General features: G+C 29.0%; 4 protein-coding genes. All 4 read right to left on the bottom strand.

Annotated features, from left to right (window positions below; translation table 11 throughout):
• Window positions 1-309 precede the first annotated feature (309 nt).
• The 4 genes from B0A57_RS11275 to B0A57_RS11260 all read right to left on the bottom strand — a co-directional run bounded on the left by B0A57_RS11275 (window position 310) and on the right by B0A57_RS11260 (window position 3345).
• Window positions 310-1125 (bottom strand): DUF6602 domain-containing protein, encoded by an 816-nt coding sequence (locus B0A57_RS11275; protein WP_038466632.1) that lies wholly within the window; start codon window positions 1123-1125, stop codon window positions 310-312.
• Between the two features lie 169 nt (window positions 1126-1294).
• A complete protein-coding gene (locus B0A57_RS11270) occupies window positions 1295-1615 on the bottom strand; it encodes a hypothetical protein (RefSeq protein ID WP_038466635.1) in 321 nt (106 codons plus the stop codon).
• Window positions 1616-1632: 17 nt separating this feature from the next.
• Window positions 1633-2211 carry a hypothetical protein gene (locus B0A57_RS11265; RefSeq protein ID WP_038466638.1) on the bottom strand — a complete coding sequence of 193 codons (579 nt, stop codon included), beginning with the start codon at window positions 2209-2211 and terminating at the stop codon, window positions 1633-1635.
• Between the two features lie 12 nt (window positions 2212-2223).
• Window positions 2224-3345 (bottom strand): hypothetical protein, encoded by a 1122-nt coding sequence (locus B0A57_RS11260; protein WP_052079102.1) that lies wholly within the window; start codon window positions 3343-3345, stop codon window positions 2224-2226.
• Window positions 3346-3605 lie beyond the last annotated feature (260 nt).

Here is a 3605-nt window from a genome sequence, read left to right as displayed (position 1 = left end):
CTGCCAACGAGCCCCCGCTTTGCGGGGTTTTCGAGAGAGCTTGCTCTCGAAGAAAATCTAGCAAAGCGGGTGATGGAAGAACATCGTGCGAAAGCAACGATGGTTTTTCATCACCTGCGTAGCGGGGGCTCGATGGAAAAAATTGTCCCGAAGGGCGATTTTTTCCATCGTTCCACCGCTTGGCGAGGTTGCGAACTTCGTAACCGTTTATTTTCCACTAAAGATAAAATTTCTTGCGGAACGCAAACGTGAATTTACCACAAAATTCGCAATCTTGCCAAACGGCTGTTAGCAAATCGGCTTTTATATTTAATTTAATTCAATTATTGGATTAATTCTATGGACTTCTTTTGTGCCTTCAATTGGAAACGAAAACCAATATCTTTCTAACAGTTCATTGTCAGAAACTATATGAAGTAAGTTTGATATAAAATATGAAAATGAAAGTTCTTCAATATCATATTTTATATAGCTTCTTCCATTATGATTTGTTGGAGGTTGTAAACCTATAGTGCTTTCCCAATAGCGTATAAATTTATTTGGACCAAGTGAAATATGGTTTACAAGTCCATTTGAGTTTCTCAAAGCGTCATTAATATTTTCTGCTGTAATATTATTTTGAGTATAATTGTACGAGAATATTCCAACAAACTTTTTTCTGTGATTTCCTATTGGATTAAATGTTTGAAATTGTTGAAGACGATTAAATTTTTCAATTATTATATTTAATGCGTTATCTTGAACATTTTGGCCTTGAGGATTGCTATAATTTGTAACATTTGATTTAACTTCAATAACTCCTCTAACTGAATTTTCAGTAACAATTACAAAATCTCCTTCTCTAAAAATTACAGGTGAATTATCATCATAAATTATAATGTCAAGTTGACTTGAAGTTCTAGGCTCTTGTCCATTGATATGGTCGTCATTTCCAATTATGAATCCTGTTCCGAGTTTTAAATTTGAAGGAAGAAATTGAGAAATTGATTTTCTTAAAATAGCTTCTTTGTACCTTCCAACTTCTGCCCAGTTTGCATTTCCAATTAAAAATTCTACTCTGTCTTTTGTTAAGACAAGTTCTTTTGTAATTGATTTTTGAAAATCTCTTATTCTCTGAATTGCCATATTTCTACGATTTTTTTTAAGCTGTTTGCTAACGTTCCGCCGCTTCTCGTCAGTTGCGAAGTTCGGAACCTTTTATTTTCTGTTAAAGATAAAAATTCTTGCGAAACGTAAACGTGAACTTACAACAAAATTCGCAATTGCGAGAAACGGCTGTTGTGCACAGTGCTTACTAGTCGGTGAAAAATTTAATTCTAAAATCAAAGGTGAAATTTTTGCATTTCGGACAATAATTATTTACAGAATTAAGATTCAAATTAAAGTTTCCAAAAGTGTTATTACCTTCATTATCGCCTTTTAGTTCATTATCAGAATAAAATTTATATTTTGGATTATTATTTTCGGTCTTATAATTAACATTTTCAAATTCTCCTGTTTCAATATTAATTGCAGGAACTGGGCAATTAGTTTGAAAATCAAATCTATTTCCACCATATTTAAATGTGTTTTCAAAATTGCAAATTCTACATTTTGAAGCTATAATATTTCCCATTGTATAATTTTTAAGCCTTAATTTAAGAATAAGAAGATAAGGTATAGTATAAAACTCAATGATAAGTGCAAAATTTGAAATTTTGTCCAAAGCCAAGATGACGTTCCTAGTATTTTAGAAAGTTTAAGTAATTCTTCAAATTTCTTAATAAATTCTTTATCATTAATACTCTTTTTTGCATCTTCTCTAGTCAAAAACGGTAATTTTTTAAATAGTATTTTCCATAAAGCAGATACTCTTTCATTAAAAGTAAATTCACTAAAGTCGATGTATTCTAATTGATTATTTGTTCTACTTCTTGCAAAAAGAATATTTCTAGTTATTCTAAAATCATACAATCTTGTGAATAAAATTGCAATACCATAGATAATAGATAGTAATAAAAAAATAATACAAAATGCAAAAGCAAATTTGGTATAAACAAAATTTTCATTTGTATTTATATGAAAATCTGGGATTTTTTTATCTGAAAAAATATAAATAAAAAAACCTGATGAAAATGTCAAAATAAGGTTATTAGTGAAGGATAATTGATTTATTGAAATATTTCTCCAATCACTATGTAATTGTTCAAAATCTTTTTCTTTATTACTCATAGTTTATATTTATTAGAAGGGCAAGTCATCCATTTCAAAAGAGCTATTGTTGTTAGTGTAATTTACTTTTATTTTCATATCACTAGGTAAGTATGTATTTCGATAATCATTATTATTCATTAATAACGCTTCTTCATAAGTCCATTTTTTGCAAAGCGGAACTTTGTGTTCAAAATACTTTTTCTTGTTTCTTATTGAAAACAAAATATTTTGTATTAAATAAACACATTCTTTTGGATTCTCGATAACTTGTCTTTCAGTAAATCGAATTACACCCCAATTTATCTCAAGAAAAAAAACATCTCTTTCATCATCCTTACTTCTGTCATGGTGAATTGGTTTTCCATTATCAACAGAATATGGTTCGTCTATTTCAATGTCAATATGAATTCCTGTTTCTTTGCAAATAAGCAGAAAATCTGGTTGAAATGGATTTTTTCCAATTGCTGGAACAACATCAACATATATGTTGTTATTAAATTTTTCAAATAAGTATGACAAAAAGTAAATTTCACTTTTTCCTCTATTATTGTTTTTTTCTAATTTAATAAATGATACTTCTGGTAGAAAATAAGATATAAAATATTTGTAATTAATCAATGATCGATTTTCATTGATTAACAAATTAATCTTTTCTTTTTCAACTTCATAAGCTTTTTTATTTTTATTATTTTCTTTATCAATTCGTATTATTTCTTCTTTAAAATCTTTTAGTAAGATTTGATACTTTTCTTCATCAATTTTTTTGCTATCATAATAATTTTCTGTTTCAAAAATTGACCCTAAAGGGTTTTTACCGTTAAAGAAAAAGAAAAAACTGCTTACAATAAGAAAAAATATTCCTACTTCGGATTGAAAAGTTATTGAAAATATTCCTAAAATTATTATAAAAATTAAAATAGACAAAATACATCCACCACCTTCAGAATTTATTTTAGTTTTAGTTTTTTCGGTTCTTAAAAAACGAGATGGTTCAATTGGTTTTGGAATTTCATTGTATTTTGGATAATTAACATTTAATTCTTTACATATTTCATTATTTGAAAGTTCTGTTTCAAAATTTTCTAATATGTCGTGAGGTATTAATACAATAGGATATAATTTTGGATTTACTTCAAAATATGTTTTTTCCATTTTCTGTTATTCTACAAATAATTTATTTATTCGTTATTAAGTTATTGAATTCGTCTCGTTCGGAGAGCATTGTGCACAACGAGCCCCCGCTTTGCGGGGGTTTCGAGAGAGCTTGCTCTCGAAGAAAATCTAGCAAAGCGGGTGATGGAAGAACATCGTGCGAAAGCAACGATGGTTTTTCATCGCCCGCGTAGCGGGGGCTCGATGGAAAAAATTGTCCCGAAGGGCGATTTTTTCCATCGTTTCGTTGCTAAAAGCAG

It is taken from the genome of Flavobacterium psychrophilum DSM 3660 = ATCC 49418 (assembly GCF_002217405.1).
In the GTDB taxonomy this organism is placed as follows: domain Bacteria; phylum Bacteroidota; class Bacteroidia; order Flavobacteriales; family Flavobacteriaceae; genus Flavobacterium; species Flavobacterium psychrophilum.
Note: the sequence above shows the minus strand (reverse complement) of the source record. Positions and strands in the feature narration are given on the sequence as shown.

What these genes read in the sequence shown, in the direction of transcription:
- B0A57_RS11275 (WP_038466632.1), bottom strand. Translation starts at nt 1,125, where the DNA reads ATGGCAATTCAGAGAATAAGAGATTTTCAAAAATCAATTACAAAAGAA.
- B0A57_RS11270 (WP_038466635.1), bottom strand. Translation starts at nt 1,615, where the DNA reads ATGGGAAATATTATAGCTTCAAAATGTAGAATTTGCAATTTTGAAAAC.
- B0A57_RS11265 (WP_038466638.1), bottom strand. Translation starts at nt 2,211, where the DNA reads ATGAGTAATAAAGAAAAAGATTTTGAACAATTACATAGTGATTGGAGA.
- B0A57_RS11260 (WP_052079102.1), bottom strand. Translation starts at nt 3,345, where the DNA reads ATGGAAAAAACATATTTTGAAGTAAATCCAAAATTATATCCTATTGTA.